The sequence below is a fragment of the Streptomyces sp. NPDC002884 genome (assembly GCF_040295245.1).
Classification (GTDB): Bacteria; Actinomycetota; Actinomycetes; order Streptomycetales; family Streptomycetaceae; genus Streptomyces.
Genome location: NZ_JBEOVB010000002.1, coordinates 496,836 through 517,868, shown reverse-complemented (window position 1 = coordinate 517,868; position 21,033 = coordinate 496,836). Strand labels below are relative to the sequence as shown.

22 protein-coding genes are annotated in these 21,033 nt (G+C 73.5%); 12 read left to right on the top strand and 10 right to left on the bottom strand.

Annotated elements, in window-relative coordinates:
• Positions 1 to 21: 21 nt before the first annotated feature.
• Complete coding sequence (locus ABT070_RS06670) at positions 22 to 492, top strand: SRPBCC family protein (RefSeq protein ID WP_351755610.1); 471 nt, start codon at positions 22 to 24, stop codon at positions 490 to 492.
• A gap of 40 nt (positions 493 to 532) precedes the next feature.
• On the opposite strand, the gene cds1 is transcribed toward ABT070_RS06670, so the two are convergent.
• Positions 533 to 1,657, bottom strand: coding sequence for an L-cysteine desulfhydrase Cds1 (gene cds1 / locus ABT070_RS06665; protein WP_351755607.1), 1,125 nt, complete (start codon positions 1,655 to 1,657; stop codon positions 533 to 535).
• Between the two features lie 397 nt (positions 1,658 to 2,054).
• Between cds1 and ABT070_RS06660 the strand changes: the two genes are divergently transcribed.
• Positions 2,055 to 2,378 (top strand): hypothetical protein, encoded by a 324-nt coding sequence (locus ABT070_RS06660; protein ID WP_351755605.1) that lies wholly within the window; start codon positions 2,055 to 2,057, stop codon positions 2,376 to 2,378.
• A 213-nt stretch (positions 2,379 to 2,591) separates the two neighbouring features.
• Entirely contained in the window at positions 2,592 to 3,128 is a 537-nt protein-coding gene (locus ABT070_RS06655; RefSeq protein ID WP_351755602.1) for an ATP-binding protein, read from the top strand.
• Positions 3,129 to 3,266: 138 nt separating this feature from the next.
• On the opposite strand, the gene ABT070_RS06650 is transcribed toward ABT070_RS06655, so the two are convergent.
• Genes ABT070_RS06650 through ABT070_RS06640 form a run of 3 tightly spaced genes read right to left on the bottom strand, consistent with a single transcriptional unit; the run spans position 3,267 to position 6,873 of the window.
• A complete protein-coding gene (locus ABT070_RS06650) occupies positions 3,267 to 5,828 on the bottom strand; it encodes an ABC transporter permease (RefSeq protein ID WP_351755600.1) in 2,562 nt (853 codons plus the stop codon).
• Complete coding sequence (locus tag ABT070_RS06645; protein ID WP_351755597.1) at positions 5,825 to 6,583, bottom strand: ABC transporter ATP-binding protein; 759 nt, start codon at positions 6,581 to 6,583, stop codon at positions 5,825 to 5,827. Before ABT070_RS06645 ends, ABT070_RS06650 begins: the two co-directional genes overlap by 4 nt.
• A complete protein-coding gene (locus tag ABT070_RS06640) occupies positions 6,580 to 6,873 on the bottom strand; it encodes an SHOCT domain-containing protein (RefSeq protein WP_351755594.1) in 294 nt (97 codons plus the stop codon). The genes ABT070_RS06645 and ABT070_RS06640 overlap by 4 nt, the downstream gene beginning before the upstream one ends.
• Positions 6,874 to 7,061: 188 nt before the next feature.
• Between ABT070_RS06640 and ABT070_RS06635 the strand changes: the two genes are divergently transcribed.
• From ABT070_RS06635 to ABT070_RS06625, 3 genes are read left to right on the top strand one after another with little or no spacing between them, the layout of a single operon-like run.
• Positions 7,062 to 7,637, top strand: a complete 576-nt coding sequence (locus tag ABT070_RS06635) for a TetR/AcrR family transcriptional regulator (RefSeq protein WP_351755592.1) — start codon at positions 7,062 to 7,064, stop codon at positions 7,635 to 7,637.
• A gap of 8 nt (positions 7,638 to 7,645) precedes the next feature.
• A complete protein-coding gene (locus tag ABT070_RS06630; protein ID WP_351755590.1) occupies positions 7,646 to 8,230 on the top strand; it encodes a DUF4865 family protein in 585 nt (194 codons plus the stop codon).
• On the top strand, positions 8,227 to 9,135 hold the full coding sequence (locus ABT070_RS06625) for a phosphotriesterase family protein (RefSeq protein ID WP_351756003.1): 909 nt from the start codon (positions 8,227 to 8,229) through the stop codon (positions 9,133 to 9,135). The genes ABT070_RS06630 and ABT070_RS06625 overlap by 4 nt, the downstream gene beginning before the upstream one ends.
• A gap of 25 nt (positions 9,136 to 9,160) precedes the next feature.
• On the opposite strand, the gene ABT070_RS06620 is transcribed toward ABT070_RS06625, so the two are convergent.
• The 3 genes from ABT070_RS06620 to ABT070_RS06610 all read right to left on the bottom strand — a co-directional run bounded on the left by ABT070_RS06620 (position 9,161) and on the right by ABT070_RS06610 (position 11,130).
• A complete protein-coding gene (locus ABT070_RS06620; RefSeq protein WP_351755587.1) occupies positions 9,161 to 9,583 on the bottom strand; it encodes a PPOX class F420-dependent oxidoreductase in 423 nt (140 codons plus the stop codon).
• Positions 9,584 to 9,720: 137 nt separating this feature from the next.
• Positions 9,721 to 10,605, bottom strand: a complete 885-nt coding sequence (locus ABT070_RS06615; RefSeq protein ID WP_351755584.1) for an NAD(P)-dependent oxidoreductase — start codon at positions 10,603 to 10,605, stop codon at positions 9,721 to 9,723.
• A gap of 9 nt (positions 10,606 to 10,614) precedes the next feature.
• Complete coding sequence (locus ABT070_RS06610; RefSeq protein ID WP_351755582.1) at positions 10,615 to 11,130, bottom strand: SRPBCC family protein; 516 nt, start codon at positions 11,128 to 11,130, stop codon at positions 10,615 to 10,617.
• Between the two features lie 139 nt (positions 11,131 to 11,269).
• Between ABT070_RS06610 and ABT070_RS06605 the strand changes: the two genes are divergently transcribed.
• From ABT070_RS06605 to ABT070_RS06590, 4 genes are all read left to right on the top strand, one after another.
• Positions 11,270 to 12,256: a LysR family transcriptional regulator gene (locus tag ABT070_RS06605; protein ID WP_351755579.1), complete on the top strand. Its 987-nt coding sequence runs from the start codon at positions 11,270 to 11,272 to the stop codon at positions 12,254 to 12,256.
• A gap of 46 nt (positions 12,257 to 12,302) precedes the next feature.
• Positions 12,303 to 12,839: a hypothetical protein gene (locus tag ABT070_RS06600; protein ID WP_351755577.1), complete on the top strand. Its 537-nt coding sequence runs from the start codon at positions 12,303 to 12,305 to the stop codon at positions 12,837 to 12,839.
• A 70-nt stretch (positions 12,840 to 12,909) separates the two neighbouring features.
• The gene (locus ABT070_RS06595; protein ID WP_351755574.1) at positions 12,910 to 13,494 is read left to right on the top strand and encodes a TetR/AcrR family transcriptional regulator; all 585 of its coding nucleotides are present in this window, start codon (positions 12,910 to 12,912) and stop codon (positions 13,492 to 13,494) included.
• A 94-nt stretch (positions 13,495 to 13,588) separates the two neighbouring features.
• Positions 13,589 to 14,356, top strand: a complete 768-nt coding sequence (locus ABT070_RS06590; RefSeq protein ID WP_351755571.1) for an SDR family NAD(P)-dependent oxidoreductase — start codon at positions 13,589 to 13,591, stop codon at positions 14,354 to 14,356.
• A gap of 112 nt (positions 14,357 to 14,468) precedes the next feature.
• Here ABT070_RS06590 and ABT070_RS06585 read toward each other — a convergent pair whose 3' ends face one another.
• Positions 14,469 to 15,713, bottom strand: a complete 1,245-nt coding sequence (locus ABT070_RS06585; RefSeq protein ID WP_351755569.1) for an ROK family protein — start codon at positions 15,711 to 15,713, stop codon at positions 14,469 to 14,471.
• Positions 15,714 to 15,740: 27 nt separating this feature from the next.
• Entirely contained in the window at positions 15,741 to 16,403 is a 663-nt protein-coding gene (locus ABT070_RS06580) for an alpha-ketoglutarate-dependent dioxygenase AlkB family protein (protein WP_351755566.1), read from the bottom strand.
• 78 nt (positions 16,404 to 16,481) lie between these two features.
• On the opposite strand from ABT070_RS06580, the gene ABT070_RS06575 reads away from it, so the two are divergent.
• Both ABT070_RS06575 and ABT070_RS06570 read left to right on the top strand, forming a co-directional pair.
• Entirely contained in the window at positions 16,482 to 17,621 is a 1,140-nt protein-coding gene (locus tag ABT070_RS06575; RefSeq protein WP_351756001.1) for a methyltransferase, read from the top strand.
• A gap of 88 nt (positions 17,622 to 17,709) precedes the next feature.
• Positions 17,710 to 18,489, top strand: coding sequence for a DeoR/GlpR family DNA-binding transcription regulator (locus tag ABT070_RS06570; RefSeq protein ID WP_351755563.1), 780 nt, complete (start codon positions 17,710 to 17,712; stop codon positions 18,487 to 18,489).
• 16 nt (positions 18,490 to 18,505) lie between these two features.
• On the opposite strand, the gene ABT070_RS06565 is transcribed toward ABT070_RS06570, so the two are convergent.
• Complete coding sequence (locus ABT070_RS06565; protein WP_351755561.1) at positions 18,506 to 20,917, bottom strand: MFS transporter; 2,412 nt, start codon at positions 20,915 to 20,917, stop codon at positions 18,506 to 18,508.
• Between the last annotated feature and the right edge of the window lie 116 nt (positions 20,918 to 21,033).

The window sequence follows — 21,033 nt, the reverse complement described above, 5'->3', positions numbered from 1 at the left end:
GCCATGAGGAGGTTGCCGCGCATGGCTCACCGGTTGCGTCCCGAAGGGCTCGCCTTCGTCGAGACCGCTCCTGTACGGCTGGTCTTCGCCCGGGAGGTGTCCGCTCCCCCTGAGCGCGTCTTCCGCGCGCTCGCCGAGGACGTGTCCGGCTGGGCGGAGTGGTTCCCCGCCGTGACGTCCGTCCAGCCGCTGGACGACGGCGCGGGGCGGGACGTACGGCTCAGGGGCGGCACGCGTTTCCGGGAGACGGTGCTCGTGGCGAAGGAGCCCGAGGTGTACGCCTACCGCGTGGACGTGACCAACGCGCCGGGCGTCCGGGCGCTGGTCGAGGAGTGGCGGCTGTCGCCGGCCGGGGCGGGGACGCGGGTGCAGTGGACGTTCGCCGCCGACGGGAACGGCGCGTTCCGGGTGGCTCTGCGGCTGGCCCGGGCGGGTCTGGGGCGGTCGTTCCGGGGCGCGGTGACGAAGCTGGAACGCCGGCTCGCCCCGTAGAGGGCCCCGGCCCGGCCGCTCGGGCGGCGCGTACCGGACGTCAGGCCGTCCACACGCCCGTGGCCAGCAGCGACTCGATCACGGTGGTGTACGGGGCGATGTCCAGGCCCTGGTCGGCGAGCCAGGCGTCGGAGTAGTACTTGTCGAGGTACCGGTCGCCCGGGTCGCAGAGCAGGGTGACCACGCTGCCGCGCCGTCCGTCGGCCACCATCTCGGCGACGATCTTCAGCGCGCTCCACAGTCCGGTGCCCGTCGAGCCGCCCGCCTTGCGGCCGATGGCCCGTTCCAGGGCGCGCACGGCGGCGACGCTGGCCGCGTCCGGGACCTTCATCATCCGGTCGACGGCACCGGGCACGAAGCTGGGCTCCATGCGCGGCCGTCCGATGCCCTCGATGCGTGAGCCGCAGTCGCAGGTGACGTCCGGATCGCCGGTGGTCCAGCCCTCGAAGAAGCACGAGTTCTCCGGGTCGGCGACGCAGATGCGGGTGTCGCGCCGCGTGTAGTGGACGTACCGGGCGAGGGTCGCGGAGGTGCCGCCGGTGCCGGCCGTGGCCACGATCCAGGCGGGCTCCGGGAACCGCTCCCACTCCAGTTGGCGGAAGATGGATTCGGCGATGTTGTTGTTCCCGCGCCAGTCCGTGGCCCGTTCGGCGTAGGTGAACTGGTCCATGTAGTGGCCGCCGCTGTCCGCCGCGAGGCGGGCGGAGTCCTCGTACATCGTGCGGGAGTCGTCGACGAAGTGGCACCGGCCGCCGTGGAACTCGATCAGGCGGATCTTCTCGGCGCTCGTCGTGCGCGGCATGACCGCGATGAAGGGCACGCCGATCAGCTTGGCGAAGTACGCCTCGGAGACGGCCGTCGAGCCGCTGGACGCCTCGATCACCGGGCGGCCCGGCCGGATCCAGCCATTGCACAGGCCGTAGAGGAAGAGCGAGCGGGCGAGTCGGTGCTTGAGGCTGCCGGTGGGGTGGGTCGACTCGTCCTTGAGATACAGGTCGATGCCCCACTTCTCGGGGAGCGGGAAGCGCAGCAGATGGGTGTCGGCCGAGCGGTTGGCGTCCGCCTGGACCTTGCGGACGGCTTCTTTCAGCCAGTCACGGTAGGTGGTGTCGCTGCGGTCGACATCGAGGGTGGCGCCGGTTCTGCCGGTCTGGGGGGTGGTCACGGCGGGGCTCCTTCAGGCTTCGCGCCGACGGTGGTCCGCGCGGCCGACGCACCGATCATATGCACCCGTCACACGCTTCTCACCTGCATAAACACACCTTTGAGAGCCTCAAAGGCGGCCCTGGGGAGCGGCTTTGGGCGGGCGGGGGCGCATTCCCGCGAATGCTCCGGACGGGTGGCGCCGAGACGTCGTGCGCACTGGTGCTCGACGCCGGGCGCGGGCAGACTGCACCGGGTCGGGCGATGGTCCGGGCGGGGTGATGACGCCGGTCCGGACGCGGGTTCCGGACGGGGGCGCACACTGGATCGAGGACGAGTTCGATCACGACGCGGGCTGGATCACGACCCACGCGGGTGCACGGTTCGGCTCGCCCAGGCGCACAAGGGGGCGGGGAGGCATGGCGGAGCCGGAGTTCAAGGCCACGGGCGTGCGCATCGGCAAGAGGCTGCGTTCGCTCACCCGAGCCGGCCAGGTCCGGATCAGCGACGGCAGGCTGGAGCTGCTGACCAGCTACGGCAGCGAGATCGACAGCGCGCCCGTGCAGGCGGTCCGCGCCTCCAGGCCGTGGTTCGCGCCGGAGGACCGGGCGCTGGCCGACCTCAACGGCAAGCGGTATCTGCTGACTCTCGGCGACCACGACCCGGCGCCGGGCGAACCGGGGCCGCCTGCGGCGCGCCGCTTCATCGAGGCCGTGCGCAGGGCGGCGGGGCGCGGCGGCTGACCTCGCGTCGATGAGGCCGGACGGGTGGCCGGGCCGACGCGAGTTGCGGCATCGCGGCCCCTGCGCCACTCTGGTCTCACGTCACTCTGGGTTTACCGGCGATAACGCTGCGAACCAGCCCGCCGGCCACGACAGCAGGCGGCCGCCTTGCGCAGACGCTCTGCTCGATCCGAATCCCGTGTTCTTCCGGACCTAAGTCGGGGAGTCGCAGCCGTGATCACCAACCCGAACAGGCACTGCACGGTCGAGCTTCAGGCCCTGCCGTCGCGGATCGGCCAGGTCCGCAGAATCGTATCGGCGCAGTTGCGCTACTGGCATATGGATCCGCTCATAGACCGCGCCGCACTCGGTGTGACGGAGCTGTTGACCAACGTCCACCTGCACGCGCAGCCCGACAAGCTGTGCGTCGTGGAGATGGAGCTGCTGCTCGACCGGCTCACCGTCTCCGTGCGCGACCACGACCCGCGCCTGCCGGTCGTGGGGGTGGTCGACGAACACGCGCTCGCCACCTGTGGGCGCGGCCTGGCCATGGTGGCGGCGGTGAGCGAGAGCTGGGGCGCCCGGCCGGACGGCGAGTCCGGCAAGGTCGTGTGGTTCACGCTGCCGGCCCCGGTGGCCACGCGCGAGCTGTCGGCGCGTCCGCCGCGTCGTACGCCCCGGGAGCAGGCCCCGCCGCGGTTCACGGAGGTCGTCTCCGTCGACGATCTGCGGCCCGCACATGCCCCCGCCCGGTCGGCCGTCGTCGGCTGACCGGGCGGTGACGTCACCCTCGGGGCGCACGTCTTCCTCGAAACGCACGGCTCCCTCGGGGCGCACGGCTCCCTCGGGGCGTACGTCTCCTTGGGCCACGGGGCCTCGTCCCTGGGGTGTACGCCGTTCGGGCGTACGTCACTCCGTGGCGATGGCGCGCAGTACGTCCAGGCGTGCCGCGCGCCGGGCCGGGCGCAGGCCGGCGAGGGCTCCGGCGGCGACGCCCACCAGGGCCACCACCGCGAGTCGCGCGGGCGGCAGCGCGAAGGCGAAGGCGCTGTCGCTCGCCCCGTCGGAGGCCCGGACCAGCACCCAGCCGAGGAAGGCGCCGAGGGCCAGGCCGCCCGCCGTGCCGAACGCGGCGACCAGGACCGACTCCCAGCGCACCATGGCGCGCAGCTGGGACCGGGTCTGGCCGACGGCCCGGAGCAGACCGAGCTCGCGGGTGCGCTCGTGGATCGCCAGGGTCAGCGTGTTGGCGATGCCCAGCAGGGCGATGAGGACCGCGAGGGCGAGCAGGGCGTAGACCAGGGTGAGCATCATGTCGATGCCGCCCGCCGAGGACTGCGCGTACTCGTCGCGGGTCTGCACTTCGGGGTTGCCGTACCGGGCCGCGACCTTCTCCACGGCCGCCTTGCCCTCGGCCGTGCCCACGCCGTCCGCGAAGGAGACCGCGAGCAGCGTGTCGGCGTCCTGGGTGCGGTGCGGGGCCCAGGCCGCGCGGGTGATGACGTAGTCGCCGGCGAGTTCGGAGCGGCCGTAGACCGCGCGTACGGTGAACGTCTTCTCGTCGCCGTCGGTGAAGGCGAGCCGGGCGGTGTCTCCGGTGGTCAGATGCCGGCGGTCCGCCTCCTGCCGGGTGACGGCGATGCCGTCGGTCCCGAGCGCGCCCAGGTCGCCCCGGACGGCGCCGAGGTCGAAGGTGCGGCGCAGTGCGACCGGGTCGGTGACGGTCAACGCCCGCCCCTTCCCGTCGACTTCCGCGACGCCCCGGCCGAGTCCGACGGCCGTGTCCACCTCGGGGAGCTCGCCGAGGGCCGGGGCGAGCTTCGGGCTGAGTCCGCTGCCGCCCGCGCCGAAGGAGGGGGTGCTGACGGCGACGTCGCCCGCGAAGGAGCGGGAGACGGTCTGGTCCATGGTCGCCTTGAGGGAGGCCCCGAACACGGTGAAGAGGGAGACCACGGCGACGCCGATCATCAGGGCGCCGGCGGTGGCCGCCGTCCGCCTCGGGCTGCGCAGGGCGTTGCGACGGGCGAGGGCTCCGGTGACGCCCCGCAGCCGGTCCAGCGGACTGCCGAGAACGCGTACGGCCGTGCCGACGGCGACCGGGCCGAGGACGACGAAGGCGATCAGGGCCAGGACGGCTCCGCCGCCGGCCAGCCACACGGACGGGGCGGCCAGGACTCCGGCGAGGGTCGCCGCGACGGCGAGGGCGAGCAGGCCCGTGCCGGTGACGGCGCGCGGCCGGGAGGCGCCGGCCGCGTCCACGGCCGTCTCGCGCAGCGCGGCCAGCGGGGCGGTGCGGCCGGCGCGCACGGCGGGCAGCAGCGCCGAACCCAGGCAGACCAGGACGCCGACCACGAGGGGGAGGGCCAGCGACACGGCGCCGATCACCAGGTCGCCCTCGGGGAAGGGGAATCCGATGGCCGGGAACAGCGCCTGGAGACCGGCGGCGACACCGATGCCGCCCGCGAGTCCGGCGGCCGAAGCGGTCACGGCGACCGCGGCGGCCTCGACGAGCGTGGCCTCGGTGACCTGGCGGCGGGAGGCGCCCAGGGCCCGCAGCAGGGCGTTCTCCCGGGCGCGTTGGGCCACGACGATCGCGAAGGTGTTGTGGATGGAGAAGGTCGCGACCAGCAGGGCCACACCGGAGAACACCAGGAGGAACGTGGTGAAGACGGTCAGGAACCGGCTCGCGATCATGTCGGTGTTCTCCTGCGCGGCCGCCTGACCGGTGATGGCCTCGACGCCCCGGGGCAGCACGGGAGTCAGCCGGTCGACGAGCTCCGACTGGCTCACTCCCGGGTCGGCGCGCACGACGATGCCCGTCGCCCGGCCGGACCCGGCGGTGAGGTGCTTCTCGGCGTCGGCGCGGGTCATGCCGGTGAAGGTCACCTGGGCCATGCCGTCCTCGCCGCCGAAGGTCGCGAGTCCGACGATCGTCACGCGCACGGGGTCGGGGGTGCGCAGCGTGGTGGTGTCGCCGATCTTCAGGCCGCCCTGCTCGGCGGTGCCCCGGTTGACGACGACCTCGCCCGACCGGGCCGGTGCGCGGCCCTCCGCGAGCCGGTAGGGGTTGAGCTTCGCGTCGGTGATCCAGTTGCCGGCGAGGGTGGGCGGGCCCTGGCCGCCGATCGGCTCGCCGTCGCTCCCGACGAGTTGCCCCGCGCCCTGGATGTCGGGGGCGGCGGCCGCGACGCCGGGGACGGCCGCGACGGTGTCGGCCAGGTCCGCGGGGACGGGCTGTCGCACGCCCTGGCTCTCGCCGGGGGCGGTGATGGTGTCGGCGCCGCGCACGACGGCGTCGGTGCCCGCCGTCGCGTTGCCGAACATCGAGTCGAAGCCGGCCCGCAGGGTGTCCCCCATGACCAGCGTTCCGGCCAGGAAGGCCACGCCGAGGAAGACCGCGAGGAAGGTCCCGGCGAAGCGGCGCCGGTGGGCGCGCAGCGACGAGAGGCTGAGCCGCAGGGACGCGTTCACGACGGCACCTCGAAGGCTTTCATGCGGTCCAGGACGCGGTCGGCGGCCGGGGACTCCATCCGGTCGACGAGCCGTCCGTCGGCGAGGAAGACGACCTCGTCGGCGTGGGCGGCGGCGACCGGATCGTGGGTGACCATGACGACCGTGCGGCCGGTCCGGCGCACGGTGCGGGCGAGGAGCGCGAGCACCTCTCCCCCGCTGCGGGAGTCGAGGTTGCCGGTGGGCTCGTCGGCGAAGACGACGTCCGGGCGACCGGCGAACGCCCTTGCCACGGCGACGCGTTGCTGCTGGCCGCCGGAGAGCTCGGAGGGCCGGTGGTGGAGCCGGTCGCGCAGCCCGACGACGTCCACGAGGGCGTCGATCCACTCCGACTCGCCCCGCTCGCCCGCCAGGTCCAGCGGCAGCCGGATGTTCTCCTCGACGGTCAGGGTCGGCACCAGGTTGAACGCCTGGAAGACGAAACCGACCCGGTCCCGGCGCAGGAGGGTGAGGCGACGGTCGTCGAGGGTGCGCAGTGCGGTGTCGCCGATGTACGCGGTCCCCGAGGTGAGGGTGTCCAGGCCGGCGGCGCAGTGCATCAGCGTGGACTTGCCCGAGCCCGACGGGCCCATGATCGCGGTGAACCGTCCGGCCGGGAAGGCCACGCTCACCCCGTCCAGGGCCCGTACCGCGGTGTCGCCGACGCCGTACACCTTCACGGCGTCGACGACCCGCGCGGCGTCGCGGGTCACCGTGCCGGCGGTCGCGGTGCTCATGCCGCACCGCCCTTGCCCGTGCGGCCGAACTGCTCGTCCAGGACGGACAGCCGACGCCAGTACTCGTCCTCGTCGATCTCGCCGGAGGCGAAGCGACGGCCGAGGACGGCGAGGGGCGAGTCGCCGGTGGGCCGGGGGTCGCCGACCGCGCTCCACGGACCGCGGCGGCCGCGCCACCCCGTGCGGCGAACGAGCGTGACGACGCCTGCGACGGCGGCCGCCCAGATCAGCGGGAGGAACAGGATCCACGGGCCGGGTCCGCCGCCGTCCCAGTTCGCCAGAGTGTTCATCTCGGGTCATCTCCTCAGTGGGTCTGCGTGATGTCTCGAGAGTCCCGCCGGACGGGGGTCCGGGTCGTCGTACGGCCAGCGGCAGTGCGCGTACCCCGCCGGGAGTACGCGCGTGCGTCCCGGCTGCTCCTCGGGGGGTGCCGTCCGAGGCCTCGACTTCTGTACCTACTGGTATGTACAGTCGTCGCATGAGTACGTCGAGCACTTCGGAGCGACTGATCGAGTCCACCCGGGAGCTGCTCTGGGAGCGCGGTTACGTGGGGACCAGCCCCAAGGCGATCCTGGAGCGTGCGGGCGCCGGGCAGGGCAGCATGTACCACCACTTCAAGGGCAAGCCCGACCTCGCCCTGGCGGCGATCCGGCGCACGGCCGACGAGATGCGGGCCACCGCCGAGGGAGTGCTCGACGGGCCGGGCACACCGTACGAGCGCATCGCGGCGTACCTCACGCGCGAGCGGGACGTGCTGCGCGGCTGCCCCATCGGGCGGCTGACGATGGATCCGGAGGTGATCGCGAGCGACGAACTGCGCGAACCCGTGGACGACACGATCGACCGGATCCGTGAACGGATCGCGCACCTCGTCGAAGAGGGCAAGGAACAGGGGCAGTTCGCGCCCGAGCTGGACGGCGAGGCGATCGCCGCCACCGTCGTCGCGACCGTACAGGGCGGTTACGTCCTGGCCCGCGCGTCCGGTTCGCCGACCGCGTTCGACGCGGGTGTCCGCGGGCTGCTCTCGCTGCTCGCACCTCGTCCGGCCGGCTAGGAGGCCCGATGCACGCCATGCAGTACGAACTCACGCTGCCCGCCGACTACGACATGGGCGTCATCCACGCGCGCGTGTCCCGTGCCGGGCATCTGCTCGACGACTGGGAGGGCCTCGGCCTCAAGGCGTACCTGCTGCGCGAGCGCGGGGTGCACGGCTCGCCGGTCAACCAGTACGCGCCGTTCTACCTCTGGAACACCGTGGAGGGCATGAACACCTTCCTCTGGGGAGGCGGCTTCCAGAAACCGGTCGACGACTTCGGGCGTCCGACGGTCCGTCAGTGGACCGGCCTGGCGTACGAGGAGGGCGTCGCCGCCGATTCCCCCGCCCTGTTCGCCGTACGGCGCCGCGAGCCGGTGCCGGACGGGGTGGCGCTGTCCGAGCTGGCGCGGGGCGCGGCGGACGGGGCGGCGCGGCTGGCGCGGGAGGAGGGCGCGGTGCTCGCGGCTGCGGCGGTGGACACGAGCCGTTGGGAGAGCGTGCACTTCTCGCTCTGGGAGCACGACACGCCTGTCGCCGACGGCGACCTGTTCCGGGTGCTGCACCTGTCGGCACCGGGGCGGGCCGCCCTGCCCGGGGGCCGGCAGTGGTGAGGGCCGTCCGGACCGTGCTCGGGGACCTGCCGGCCGAGCGGCTCGGCGTGTGCGACGCGCACGACCACCTGTTCTTCGGCAGTCCCCGGCTGCCCGGTCAGGAGCTGAACAGCCGGTCCGCGGCGGGCGCCGAGCTCGCCGCGTTCCGCGCGCAGGGCGGTGACGCCGTCGTGCAGTGGACGCCGTACGGTCTCGGGCGGCGCGCGGCGGATCTGCCGCCGCTGTCCCGGGAGGCCGGGGTGCACGTGGTGGCCGCGACGGGTCTGCACCAGGACGTCCACTACGACGAGGCGACGCTCGACGGACTGCGGCACCGGCTCGCCGGGGTGTTCGTGGCCGAACTGACCGAGGGCATCGGGACGTCGGGGGTCCGCGCCGGGCTCGTCAAGGTCGCCGGCGGCTTCCACGCTCTCGACGCGCACACCCGCTGGGCCATGACCGCCGCGGCCGAGGCGCATCACGCGACGGACGCACCGATCGCCGTCCATCTGGAGCTGGGCACCGGCGCGCTCGACGTGATCGACCTGCTGTGCGGGGAGTTGGGCGTGCCCCCGCACCGCGTGATCCTCGGGCATCTCAACCGCGCGCCCGACGAGGTGGCGCACCGGCAGGCCGCCGAGGCGGGCTGCTGGCTCGCCTTCGACGGCCCGTCACGCGCCCACCACACCACGGACTGGCGGATGCCGGACGCCGTACGGGCTCTCGCCGACGCCGGTTTCGGCGACCGGCTGCTGCTCGGCGGCGACACCACGACGGCCGCGGCCCGTTCCGTCGACGGCGGCCCCGGGATGCCGTATCTGCTGCGCCGGGTACGGCCACGACTGGCGCTCGCCGTGGGTGAGGAGCTCGTGACGCGGATCCTGGCGGAGAACCCGGGGCGGGCCTTCGGCGTCGAGTGGCGCTGAACGCCGGGCCCGGCCGCCGGGACGCTCAGGTGGACGCCTGGTCGCTGTCCTTCAGGGCGCCCCAGCCGTGCCAGCGGTCGATCTCGATCCAGGCGCTGACGCGGGAGCGGACCCGGTCGGGGTACGGCTTGCCCGTGTAGTGGGTCGAGATGCGGTCGATGTCGGCAAGGCCCTCGTCCTCGTGCAGCTCGGTCACCCGCCCGATGAGGGTGACGTGCGTGTACCAGTCGTCGGTGTCGAGGACGGTGAGGGTCAGCCGCGGGTCGCGGCGCAGGTGCGCGAGGCGGACCCGGCCCTCGTCCAGGCTGATCAGGACGCGCCCGTCCTCCCAGACGTACCAGGTGGGGGTCGAGACGGGGGCTCCGTCGGAACGCAGGGTCGCCATCACACAGGGGTTGGGGCGGCCCAGGAGCTTGACGGCCTCGGGCGGAAGCGGGGGCTTGGACACGGAATCTCCTCACGGTTCAGGCGTTCTCGTCGGAGCTGAGGGCTTCTTTTCGAAGCTCGGGCCCTTCTTGTCGAAGCGCAGGCCTTCTCGTCGGAGCTGAGGGCTTCTTCTCGAAACGCAGGGTCTCTTGTCGGAGCTCAGGCCTTGTTGTCGAAGCTGGCGAAGTAGGCGGCGGCCATGTCCTCGTCGCCGTGGCCCTGTGCCGCGGCCCGCTCCAGACGCTCGGCACTCGCCGCCGCCACGTCCAGGCGGACGCCGTTCTCCCGGCCGGCCTCGACGATCAGACGCGCGTCCTTCGCCGCCGTCGTCACCGCGAACTGCGCGGGCGAGAGCCGGTCTTCGAGGATCAGGCCGGTCTTCGCCTTCAAGTACCCCATGTCGAGCGGTCCACCCGCGATCAGCTCGAAGAACGCGTTCGGGTCGACGTCCAGGGACTGCGACAGGGCGAGGACCTCGCCGGCCGCGGCGGTGGCCGCGATGACCCAGCTGTTGGCCACCAGTTTCAGGCGGGTCGCACTGCCCTCGCCGCCGTCCTCACCCGTCCACACCGTCCGCGCGCCCACCGCGTCGAAGACCGGCGTCACCGCGTCGCGATGCTCGCTCGGGCCCGCCGCCAGCACGGTCAGCCGACCCGCCTCGGCGGGTTGCCGGGTGCCCAGCACGGGAGCGTCGTAGAAGACGAGGTCGTGCTCGCGGGCGAAGGCGGCCAGTTCGCCGACGGCCCCCGTCCCGGCGGTCGTCGACTGCGCCCAGGCGGCACCGGCACGCAGTCCGGGAGCGGCCTCGCGCATGACGTCCAGGGCGGCGGGACCGTCGTACAGCATGGTGAGGACGACGTCCGCGCCCTCGACGGCCTCGGCGGGGGTGTCGACGACGTGGACGCCGTCGGCGGCGAGCGGCTCGGCCTTGGCGCGGGTGCGGTTCCAGGCGCGCACGGTGTGGCCCGCCCGGGCCAGGTTGCGGGCCATCGCGGCGCCCATGATGCCGGTGCCGAGGACGCCCACGGTCAGTTCGTCTGTCATGGCTTCAACCTACTTCGACGCCACGGCGACCAGGCCGTCCAGCCACGCCTGGTGGCCGTTGAGCATCGGGTTCGGCCGCTCGCCCGCCAGGGCGGCCGCGGGCTGCCCGATCTGGGTCTCCTGGGTCAGGATGCGGACCCGGCCGCCGGGCAGGTCCTCCACCAGCCAGGCGTGCAGCACGTCGAGCCGCTCCTCGGGCGTGCCGTCCTGCCCGGCCGTCCAGGACAGGCGGCCGGGGACGCCGTCCGCGGGGGCCCGGAACTCGACGACCAGCGCGTCCAGGGGCGGGAAGCCGAAGGTGCCGAAGCTGAACGCGAGGCCGTCCTTCAGCCGGGGGCCACCGCCCTGCGGGAAGGAGATGTCCGCGACGTTGTCGTAGTAGCCCTCCCACGTGGAGGTGTCGATCAGGAAGTGCCAGACCTTCGCGGCCGTGAGGCCCCGCACGATCACCTCGTTGGAGACGAAGTTGTCGCCGGTGCCGGGGAGGTACTGCTCGGGCCAGGTGATCGCGTTCTGCGTGGTCATCGTGGGTCCTTCCGGGGAGTGCGGGTGCCGCCGCTCGGCGACCGCTTCGACGGTAGGACCGCCTCCCATCGGGATGCCAATAGAGCGGTCGATGTCTGCCATCGGGATGCCGATGCGTACGGCGGTTAGGCTGGTCGGTATGGAGAACCGGACGTCCGACGTCGGCGAGCTCGTCGGCAAGGGTGGCCTCGTCGGCAAGGGTGGCGGGGCCGCCGCCGGCAGACGGCTGCCGACGCACGCCGACCTGAACCTGCTGCGCACCTTTCTGGCCGTGTACCGCTCCGGCTCCTTCACGGCGGCGGCCCCTCTGCTGGGGCTCTCGCAGCCCACCGTGACCGCCCAGATCCGCGCCCTGGAGCAGCAGACCGGGCGTGAACTGTTCACCCGGCTGCCCAGGGGGGTGGAACCCACACCGCCGGCGCATGAGCTCGCCGGGCAGGTCGCCGCGCCGCTGGACGCGCTGGCCGCGCTCGAGGGCGGTCCGCAGTCCGGGCGGAGCACGCCGGTGCATCTGGCGGGGCCGTCGGAGCTGCTCTGCGTGCGGGTGCTGCCCGCGCTGGCCCCGCTGGTCGCCGACGGGCTTCGGCTGCGGGTCACGCAGGGGCTGACCGAACCGCTGCTGGACGAGCTGCGGGCCGGCCGGCACGACCTGGTGATCGCCACCCGGCGGCCGCGCGGTCGTGCGCTGGAGTCGGTGCCGCTGGCCGACGAGGAGTACGTCCTGGTCACCTCCCCCGCCTGGGCCCGGCGGGTCGAGGAGCACGCCGGGGACGGCGGGCTGTCCGCCGCGCTACGGGACGTACCGCTGGTGACGTACGCCGAGGATCTGCCCATCGCCCGCCGCTACTGGCGCAACGTCTTCGGCAAGCAGCTCACCGCGAGCGCCGCGGTCACGGTGCCCAATCTGTACGCGGTCCTGTCGGCGGTCAACGCGGGCGCCGGGTACAGCGTGCTGCCGTACTCCCTGTGCCAGGAGTACCTGGACACGGGCCGCCTGGCCCGGCTGCACTCCCCCGAGGAACCGCCGCTCAACACGCTCTTCCTCGTCCAGCGTCCCGGCGGCGAGGCCGACCCCGATGTGCTCCGGGTCCGCGACCGGCTGCGGGCGGCGGCGCGGAGCTGGTAGCAACCGGCCCACGGACCTTGTCCGTCGTGCCCATGGAGGTCAGGATGTGAGTCTCCTCCAGGGGGTGACCATGCGGATCCGGTACGCCGCCGCGGCCTGCCTCGGTCTTGCGATGCTGGCCTCCTCGACCGGCTGCACGGTGCCGGAGGCGGGCAGCACGGGCATCACGGTGACCGAGGACGGACAGCCGGTCGGTGTGCTGATGGTCTGTCATCACCACATCGACGGAGCCGTCCTGTACACCGGGGACGGCGGCCAGGAGACCGAGGACGTGGGGAGCTGGAGCCGCGCGGAGCCCGCCGACGGCTTCGTCACCTGGCCGCTGCGCACCGGAGGCGAGGGCTGGAGCCTCGACGGGCAGCAGCCGGTCACGCTCGAACGGCAGCGCACCTACGTCCTGTACGGATCGACCGAGGACAACTCCTGGTCGACGGTCGACGTCTCCTTCACACTCGCCCACCTGGCCGCGCTCACCCCGGGTCAGGTGCGCTACTTCGCGGGTGATGTGCCGGGCGCCGACGACGACGGCTATCTGACCGCGTCGACCGCGGACTTCCGCGCCGACGCCTGCGAGGACGACTGACCCGGCACCGACCCGGCGTCACAGCGGTCCGTACTTGACCGATCGTTCTCGTCTGATCTAGCGTCACCTCATGGCCAGGACCAAGGAATTCGACCCGGACGCGGCCCTGCGGTCGGCGCTGGAGCTGTTCTGGCGGCGCGGCTACGAGGCCACGTCGATGGCGGACCTCGTCGCGCACCTGGGCATCGGCCGCGCCAGTCTCTACGCGACCTTCGGCAACAAGCACGACCTGTACCTGAAAGCGCTGGACCGGTACGGCGAGACACACCAGCCGCTGCTCCTGGACGAGTTGTCGCAGCCGGGTCCCGCGCTCCCCGCGGTGCGTGCCCTGGTGCGGCGGTTCGCGGCGGAGGCCACGGACGAGACGAGCCGCGCGTACGGGTGCCTCGTCACCAACACGGCGGCGGAACTGGCCCCGCACGACACCGCGGCGGCCCGCCGGGTCGAGCGGAGCTGGGAGCATCTGGAGACGCTGCTGGAGTCGGCGCTGGTGCGCGCGCGGGCGCGGGGCGAACTGCCGGCCGGGCGGGATCCGCGCGGACTGGCCCGCATGCTGCTGGTACTGCTCCAGGGACTGCGGGTGGTCGGCAAGGCCTCCCCCGATCCCGCGCGGGTGCGCGACGCGGCGGAGCAGGCGCTCACCCTGCTGGACTGACGGCCCCCGGGAAACCGCCAGGGTCGCTCCCCCTGCCCGCGACGGCACTGCCACCCGCCCACATATTGGAACGATCGGTCCGGAAAGGACTGGCATGCCTCGAAACCGTTTCTCCGGCCGCACCGCACTCGTCACCGGCGGTGGCTCCGGCATCGGACGTACCCTCGCCCTGGCCTTCGCCGCCGAGGGGGCCCGGGTCGTCGTGGCCGGACGCACCCGCGCCTCGCTCGACGAGACGGTCGGGCTCGTCGAGCGGGCCGGCGGAACCGCGCTCGCCCAGGTCGCCGACGTCTCACGCGCCGCCGAACTGGACACGCTCGTCGGGGCGGCCGTCGACCGCTTCGGCTCACTCGACGTCGCCGTCAACAACGCGGGGGTCCTGCGGGCGGGACAGCCGCTCGCCGATGTCGACGAGGCGGACTGGCGGTCCATGGTCGACATCAACCTGACCGGGGTCTTCCTGGCCCTGCGGGCCGAGGTACGGCAGATGCGGACCCAGCCGGACGGCGGCGCGATCGTCAACGTGTCGTCCAACATCGGTGTGCACCGGCAGATCCCGGGCGTGACCGCGTACGCCGCGAGCAAGGCCGCCGTGACCGCCCTGACCCGTGGCGCAGCCCTGGAACACATAGGGGACGGCGTCCGGATCAACGCCGTCAGCCCCGGCCCGTCCGACACGGCCATGTCGCTGCGGCCCGGCGAGTCCGAGGGCGACCGTGCCCTGCGGATGAAGGAGCAGTCGCCGCTGGGCCGGGTGTCGTCGACGGACGAGGTGGCCCGGGCGGTGCTGTATCTCGCGTCGGACGACGCGGCGTCCGTCGTGGGCGCCGACCTGGTGATCGACGGCGGAGCCGCGCTGTAGGCCGGGCAGAGGCGCAGGACGGGAACGGCCGGTTTGCCCTGCCGGGCCGCCCGGCAGGGCGGTGAGCCGGGCGGAGCCGCAGGGCCGGCGGTGTCGTGGGTGGCGCCGTGGGTCACACGGGGCCCAGCGCCCCCAGCGGGTCGTCCAGTACCGGCTGCCAGGCCAACTCGGCCGCGCCGACCAGGCTGTTGTGATCGAGGGAGCAGGCGAGGATGGGGACGCCACCGCTGCGGCCCCACAGACTCCGGTCGGCGACGACGGCGCGCAGCCGGTCGGGGTCGGCGTCGAGAAGGGTGCGGTGCAGACCGCCGAGAATGATGCGGTCGGGGTTGAGGATGTTCACCAGGCCCGCCAGGCCCAGGCCGAGCCGGTCGATCAGGGCTTCGGCGGCCGTACGGACCACCGGATCGCCGTACTCCTCGGCGATCAGTTCGTTGGCCTGCTGGAGCAGGGAACCCTCGGGGCCGGGTTCACGGCCCGCGGTGGTGAGCAGGGCCAGCGGATCGGCCTCGACGTCGAGACAGCCCCGGCTGCCGCAGTAGCAGGGGCGGCCCTCCGGGTTGACGGTGAGATGGCCGACCTCCAGAGCGAGGCCCGAACTGCCCGTGTGCAGACGGCCGTCCAGGACCAGCGCGCCGCCGACGCCCCGGTGGCCGGTGGCCACGCACAGCAGGTCACGGGCACCGCGTCCGGCGCCGTGCCGGTGTTCCGCGAGAGCGGCGAGGTTGACGTCGTTGCCCACGAACCCGGGGCCGGTGAGACCGGCCGCGCGGATCCGTTCGGCGAAGATCTCCCGCACGGGCGCGCCCACCGGCCACGCCAGGTGCAGGGGGTTGAGCGCCAGTCCCTCGGGTTCGGTGACCGCGGACGGTACGGCGAGTCCGGCGCCCACACAGGGCCGGCCCGTCTGCCGCAGCAGCTCGGCGCCGGCGTCGACCGCGGCGCCGAGGACCTTGGCGGGGTCGGCGTCGACGGTCTCGCAGCTGGGCGTGGTGGCGACGATCCGCCCGCCGAGACCGACCAGCGCGGCCCGGAACCCGTCGGCGTGGACCTGCGCGGCGAGCGCGACCGGGCCTTCCTCCGCGACCTCGAGCCGGTGCGAGGGGCGGCCCTGCGAACCGGCGGCGGCGCCCGGCCGCGCGTCGACCCTGATCAGGCCCAGCGCCTCCAGCTCCGCGGCGACCGCGCCGGCCGTCGCGCGGGTGACGCCGAGTTCGGCGGTGAGTACCGCACGGGTGGGCGCCCGCCCGGTGTGCACGAGCTCCAACGCGGGCCCGAGCGCACCGCGCCCCCGGTCCAACCGCGCTCTCGAGGTGGTCCCATCCCCCGCCGGCCGGGGGTCCGCCTTGCCGCTCATGAGGGCGAGTCTCCCATGATCCGTTCCTCAGGTGGCGTCCGGGAAGCCGCTCACCCGCAGCGTGACGTTCAGCCGTCCCGTCAGGCCGAGGCCGGCCGGCGCCGTGCCCGGCAGGACCCGCGGCACCCCGTGGTAGGCGAGCCGCGACGGCCCCCCGAACGCGAACAGGTCGCCGCTGCGCAGCTCGACGTCGGTGTAGGGCCGGGTCCGGGTCCGCGGGTTGCCGAAGCGGAAGACGCAGGTGTCGCCGAGGCTGAGGGAGACCACGGGCGCGTCGGATCTCTCGTCGGCGTCACGGTGCATGCCCATGCGGGCATCGCCGTCGTAGAAGTTGATCAGTGCGATGTCGTACGCGGCCCCCCTGGCCTCGGCCGGTCCCAGCGTGTCGGCCACCGCGCGCCGGCCCAGCTCGCCCAGCCAGGCGGGGAAGGGCTTGACGGGCGCGCCGTCGCCGTCGCTGACGGTGCGGGCGTAGGCGTACGGGTACCAGTGCCAGCCCAGGCAGACCTGGCGGGCGGTCATCGTGCCGCCGCCGGGCGTACGGACCGTGCGCAGGCCGGCCGGCGGACGGGCCCAGTCGCGGCAGGCCCGGAGCAGCTCGCGCTGGTGTGCCGGATCCATCCAGCCGGGCACGTGCACCGCGCCCGGCGCGACCTGCGCACGTTCGCGCGGAAACAGCTCGGAGTCCATGGACCCATCCTCCGCCATGGGTCCGACACCGGGCCTGAGCTGCTGCTCGGTTAGCCTTGGGGCACGATGAACGACCGTATGACGACGCCGTGGGGCGAGGTCACGCTGGCCCGCCACCCCGAGGATCCGCGTGAGACGCTGCGCGCCTGGGACGCATCCGACGCCTACCTGCTCAGACACCTCGCGGAGCAGGACGTCCCGCTGACCGGCACGGTGGTGGTGCTGGGCGACCGCTGGGGCGCGCTCGTCACGGCGCTCGCCGCGCACCGCCCGACGCAGATCACCGACTCCTGGCTCGGGCAGGAGGCGACCCGGGCGAACCTGGCGCGGGCCGGCGTGGAGACCGGTGCGGTCCGGCTGCTCACCACCCAGGACCCGGTGCCGGAGCGGATCGACGTGCTCCTGGTCCGGGTGCCCAAGAGCCTGGCGCTGCTGGAGGACCAGCTGCTGCGGCTGGCGCCCGCCGTGCACGCGGGCACGGTCGTCGTCGGCACCGGCATGGTGAAGGAGATCCACACCTCGACGCTGAGGCTGTTCGAGCGCATCCTGGGGCCGACCCGGACCTCGCTCGCCGAGCAGAAGGCCCGGCTCGTCCTCTGCACACCGGCCCCGTCGCTGCGACACCCGGCCAACCCGTGGCCGCTCGCCTACGACCTGCCCGACGACGTCGGCGGCGCCCTCTCCGGCCGTCCGGTCGTCAACCACGCGGGCGTGTTCTGCGCCGAACGGCTGGACATCGGCACCCGGTTCCTTCTGAAGCACCTGCCGGGGACCAGCGGCGCCCGCCGGGTCGTCGACCTGGGCTGCGGCAACGGGATCGTCGGCACGGCGGTGGCGCTGGCCAACCCGGAGGCCGAGGTGCTGTTCACGGACGAGTCGTTCCAGGCGGTGGCGTCGGCGGAGGCCACGTACAAGGCGAACGGTGTGCCGGGGCACGCCGAGTTCCGGGTCGGCGACGGGCTGGCGGGGGTGGCGGACGGCAGTGTCGACGTCGTGCTGAACAACCCGCCGTTCCACTCCCACCAGGCGACGACGGACGCCACCGCCTGGCGGATGTTCACCGGGGCCCAGCGCGCGCTGCGGCCGGGCGGTGAGCTGTGGGTGGTGGGCAACCGGCACCTGGGCTACCACCTAAAGCTGAAGCGGCTGTTCGGCAACAGTGAACTGGTCGCCGGTGACCGGAAGTTCGTGGTGCTGAGGTCGGTCAGGCGAGGGTGAGACCAGACCCGCACCGGTGACGATCCGCTCGACGGTCCGCGTCATGGCTTCATTCGAACGGCTTCAAGCATGCGAACGGAGAACGTCGATGTCGCGTGACGCCCGCTGGAAGGCGCTGCTGGAGCTCCTCGTCGAGCGCGGCCGGCTGGACGTCGAGGACGCGGCGGCCGAGCTCGCCGTGTCGGCGGCGACGATCCGCCGTGACTTCGACCAGCTCGCCGAGCAGCAGATGCTGTTGCGCACCCGGGGCGGGGCGGTGGTGCACGGGGTGTCGTACGAGCTGCCGTTGCGGTACAAGACGGCCCGGCAGGCCTCCGAGAAGCAGCGGATCGCGAGGGCGGTGGCCGATCTGGTCGCGCCCGGCGAGGCGGTCGGACTGACCGGCGGCACGACGACGACGGAGGTGGCGCGCGCGCTGGCCGTGCGGGGCGATCTGACGTCCGGCTCGCCCGCGCTGACCGTGGTCACGAACGCGCTGAACATCGCGGCGGAGCTGGCGGTGCGCCCCCAGTTCAAGATCGTGGTGACCGGCGGGGTGGCACGGGCGCAGTCGTACGAGCTGGTCGGGCCGCTCGCGGACGGGGTGCTGGGTCAGATCACCCTCGACGTGGCGGTGCTCGGTGTCGTGTCCTTCGACGCGACGCACGGCGCCGCCGCGCACGACGAGGCCGAGGCGGCGGTCGACCGGCTGCTGTGCGAGCGCGCCGAGCGGGTGGTGGTGGCCGCCGACTCCAGCAAGCTGGGGCGGCGGGCGTTCGCCCGGATCTGCGCGGCCGACGCGGTGGACACGCTGGTCACGGACACGGCGGCCGACGCGGCGGCGGTGGAACGGTTCGAGGAGGCGGGCATCAGGGTCCTCCTCGCCTGAGCCCGCGAGCCACCCGCTATCCGAACCGGTCCCCGGTGTGGGCGAGTTCGATGTCGTGGTCGTCCACGTCACCGTCGCCGAGGCTGACGCCGGTCGCGCGGGGCGGGTAGCCGGTCGCGATGACCGTGTACCGGCCGTCGTCCAGGTCGGAGAAGGCGTACGCCCCGTCGCTGCCGGTCGTGGCGGTCGCCACGACGTTCCCGGCCCCGTCCACCAGGGTCACCCGCGCGTCGCCCAGCGGTGCGCCCGCACCGCGTATCGTGCCCCGCACCAGCGCGCCGGGCCGCAACACGACATCGACCCGGGTGACACCGGTGCCGCCGATCTCCACGGGCAGTGCCAGCGGCCGGTACCCGGGCGAGCTGACCGCGAGGGTCACCGGACCCGGCGCCGGTCCGGCGACGGAGAACTCGCCCGTGCCGTCGGTCCGCGTGGTGACCAGCACATCGCCGCGCACGTCCGTGAGGATGACCACGGCCCCGGCGACGGGCGCCCCGCCGTCCACGGAACGTACCGTGCCGACGAGCCCGCCGGCGCCGCTGAGCAGCACGTCGTACGTCACCGGCTTCGCCCCGACCACCACGGTCGTCGCCTGTGGCCGGTGTCCGTCGGCGGAGGCGATGAGCACGTAGGTGCCCTCTCCCGGCGCCTCGACGGCGTAGGAACCGTCCGTCTCGGCGACCGTCCTGCTCAGCTGCCGCCCGCTCAGGGAGATCAGGGTGAGCGCGGCGCCGTCCACGGGCGCGCTCCGCGCGTCCCGCACGTGCCCGCGTACCGGATGCCCGCCACCGGCCGGACCGCCTTCGGTCAGCCCGGGGACGACCGCGACGAGTTCCGCGACCGCGCGGGCCAGCGGCACGGCGACCGCGGCGCCCACGACCTGCTCGTCCGGTACGGCGACCGCCGGCCTCGTGAACACCGGTGCGGCGAGCACCTGTTCGGCTCCTGCCGGACCGGCCTCGGCGGGCGACGGGGAGGCGGGTCCGGCGGCCGGCGTGGCCGGGCCCGCCGGCCGCTGCCGCGGGATGAACGCGGCGACCACGAGCGCCAGGAGCGCCGCTCCGCAGCCGACGGCCATGACCACCTTGAAGCCGTTCTCCGAAGGCAGCGCGGTACCACCGAAGCTGGTGGTCATCCGGGCCAGGATCACCCCGGCGACGGCGCCGGCGGTGGACGTTCCGATGGACCGCATCAGCGTGTTGAGGCTGTTCGCGGCGGCCGTCTCGGAGGGGTCCACGGCGCCCATGATGAGCGCGGGCATGGCCCCGTAGGCGAAGCCGATGCCGGCGCCGATGACGCAGGAGACCAGGACGAGTTCCCACACCGCGTCCATCAGCACGATGCTGAGGCCGTACCCGGCGGCGACCACGACGGCGCCGAGCATCAGGGTCGCCTTCGGGCCCCGTGTCCTGGAGATCAGCGCGGAGAGCGGCGCGGTGGCCATCATCACCAGGCCCGTGGGGGCCATCACCAGGCCGACGGCCAGCAGCGACCTGCCCAGACCGTAGCCCGTCGCCTCAGGCAGCTGAAGCAGCTGAGGGAGGACCAGGGACATCGCGAACATGGAGAAACCGAAGGCCGTCGAGGCGAGGTTGGTCACCAGCACCTGCCGGCGGGCGGTGGTGCGCAGGTCCACCAGGGGTTCCCTGACGCGCAGTTCGAACCCACCCCACAGCAGCAGGACGACGACCGCGGCGGCGAAGAGCCCGAGGGTGGCGCCGCTCCCCCAGCCCCAGTCGGCGCCCTTGGAGATCGCGAGCAGCAGACACACCAGCCCGGCCGCCATGCCGAGGGCGCCGACCAGGTCGAAGCGCCCGCCGGTGCGCACCTTCGACTCGGGCACGAGGACCGGGACGAGGACGGCGGCGACGACGCCGAGGGCGGCCGACGTCCAGAACAGCGCGTGCCAGTCGAAGTGGTCCGCGATGAGCGCGGCGGCGGGCAGTCCGAGGGCACCGCCGATGCCGAGGGAGGCGCTCATGAGGGCGGTGGCCGAGCCGAGCCGCTCGGCGGGCAGTTCGTCCCGCATGATGCTGATGCCGAGCGGGACGACCCCGGAGGCGAGTCCCTGGAGGGCCCGGCCGACGATCATCGGGACGAGCCCGTCGGCCAGCGCGGCCGTGACCGAGCCCGCGATCAGCACGAGAAGGCTGACGAGCAGCATGCGGCGCTTGCCGTACATGTCGCCGAGCCGGCCCATGACGGGGGTGGCGACGGCGGCCGCGAGGAGGGTGGCGGTGACCACCCAGGCCGTGTCGGAGGCCGGGGCGTCCAGCAGCTTCGGCAGCTCCGGGACGATCGGGATCACCAGGGTCTGCATCAGCGAGACCACGATCCCGCCGAAGGCCAGCACCGCCACGACGAGGCCGGCCCGCGGTGCGGCGGATCCCTCCCCCGCCTCCGCGGACCTGGGTTGCGCATGGGACATGGCCGAGCCTCCGTGGGGCGATGCGGTTCTGCACGACTGCGCAGCATCGTATGCCCGCTTGATTGACTCAAGCAACGAGTACTTTCGGTGTGCGCCGCGTGAAGGAACCGGGCAGA

What these genes read in the sequence shown, in the direction of transcription:
- ABT070_RS06670 (WP_351755610.1), top strand. Translation starts at nt 22, where the DNA reads ATGGCTCACCGGTTGCGTCCCGAAGGGCTCGCCTTCGTCGAGACCGCT.
- ABT070_RS06660 (WP_351755605.1), top strand. Translation starts at nt 2,055, where the DNA reads ATGGCGGAGCCGGAGTTCAAGGCCACGGGCGTGCGCATCGGCAAGAGG.
- ABT070_RS06645 (WP_351755597.1), bottom strand. Translation starts at nt 6,583, where the DNA reads ATGAGCACCGCGACCGCCGGCACGGTGACCCGCGACGCCGCGCGGGTC.
- ABT070_RS06640 (WP_351755594.1), bottom strand. Translation starts at nt 6,873, where the DNA reads ATGAACACTCTGGCGAACTGGGACGGCGGCGGACCCGGCCCGTGGATC.
- ABT070_RS06635 (WP_351755592.1), top strand. Translation starts at nt 7,062, where the DNA reads ATGAGTACGTCGAGCACTTCGGAGCGACTGATCGAGTCCACCCGGGAG.
- ABT070_RS06630 (WP_351755590.1), top strand. Translation starts at nt 7,646, where the DNA reads ATGCACGCCATGCAGTACGAACTCACGCTGCCCGCCGACTACGACATG.
- ABT070_RS06615 (WP_351755584.1), bottom strand. Translation starts at nt 10,605, where the DNA reads ATGACAGACGAACTGACCGTGGGCGTCCTCGGCACCGGCATCATGGGC.
- ABT070_RS06610 (WP_351755582.1), bottom strand. Translation starts at nt 11,130, where the DNA reads ATGACCACGCAGAACGCGATCACCTGGCCCGAGCAGTACCTCCCCGGC.
- ABT070_RS06605 (WP_351755579.1), top strand. Translation starts at nt 11,270, where the DNA reads ATGGAGAACCGGACGTCCGACGTCGGCGAGCTCGTCGGCAAGGGTGGC.
- ABT070_RS06595 (WP_351755574.1), top strand. Translation starts at nt 12,910, where the DNA reads ATGGCCAGGACCAAGGAATTCGACCCGGACGCGGCCCTGCGGTCGGCG.
- ABT070_RS06590 (WP_351755571.1), top strand. Translation starts at nt 13,589, where the DNA reads ATGCCTCGAAACCGTTTCTCCGGCCGCACCGCACTCGTCACCGGCGGT.
- ABT070_RS06585 (WP_351755569.1), bottom strand. Translation starts at nt 15,713, where the DNA reads ATGAGCGGCAAGGCGGACCCCCGGCCGGCGGGGGATGGGACCACCTCG.
- ABT070_RS06580 (WP_351755566.1), bottom strand. Translation starts at nt 16,403, where the DNA reads ATGGACTCCGAGCTGTTTCCGCGCGAACGTGCGCAGGTCGCGCCGGGC.
- ABT070_RS06575 (WP_351756001.1), top strand. Translation starts at nt 16,482, where the DNA reads ATGACGACGCCGTGGGGCGAGGTCACGCTGGCCCGCCACCCCGAGGAT.
- ABT070_RS06570 (WP_351755563.1), top strand. Translation starts at nt 17,710, where the DNA reads ATGTCGCGTGACGCCCGCTGGAAGGCGCTGCTGGAGCTCCTCGTCGAG.
- ABT070_RS06565 (WP_351755561.1), bottom strand. Translation starts at nt 20,917, where the DNA reads ATGTCCCATGCGCAACCCAGGTCCGCGGAGGCGGGGGAGGGATCCGCC.